Annotated in this window: 1 protein-coding gene; it reads right to left on the bottom strand. The window is 61.9% G+C overall.

The annotated features are described in order from the left end of the window. Window positions 1-235 precede the first annotated feature (235 nt). On the bottom strand, window positions 236-703 hold the full coding sequence (locus tag ACR65N_RS22030) for a hypothetical protein (protein WP_440458774.1): 468 nt from the start codon (window positions 701-703) through the stop codon (window positions 236-238). Window positions 704-789: the final 86 nt, after the last annotated feature.

Genomic DNA, 789 nt, shown 5'->3' on the forward strand with positions numbered 1-789 from the left:
ATCGTTCATCCAGCTTGACGGGTCGAGGACCCACGTCTCGCAGCCGCGCAGTGCGCCTTCAAGACCGCTGAGCAACGGATCCGCGACAGGCCTATCCTGCGCCGATCCGGATCCGAAGATGGCAAGCAGCATCGCGCAGGCGAGCAGCAGGCGGGACAAGCATTCCATGTCGATCCAATGCCTTAAGCGCAGCATCATCGGTTCTCCAGACTCTTTGAGGCGCGCTCGGCTCTGATCATGTCCGCTTCCCGACCATCTGGTCGCGAAGGTCCTTCAGTCCTGCCCGCATCCGCTCGTGTACGGCCGGATCCAGCGAAGGATCGTGATAACGTGCGTCCCAAAGGAGCACGGCGTCGATCGTCCGCTGGAGCTTGGGGATATCGCCGAAGGCCCAAGCATTGACGGGCGGCCCGAGTGTCTCGAACAGCGACGAGAACAGAGCGGGTTCGCCGGTCGGGTCCAGAGCTGGGCTGGCGTTCAGGCGTGAGCGCCATCGAAGTTGTCCGGCATAGAACCAGAACGTCGCCTCATCACCGCTGCCCGCCTGCATCAGTGTTGCCGCACGCAGCATGATTTCGCTGGGCGACGCGTTACCCGCAGTCTCGGCACCTGGTGGCAAGGTCGGCTCCTCTGCGAAGGCAGGTTGCGGACCAAGAAGAAACAGGACTGCTATAAGGTGCGGGGAGATGCTGCGATAGGACATGCGGCGCGGTGGCTCTCTACGGCTTCTGTCGATACACGAGGCTTAGGCATGAAGGAGAAAAGTGAACGGCAGCCTAGCAGGAGTAG

This window comes from Rhizobium sp. SAFR-030 (assembly GCF_059415005.1).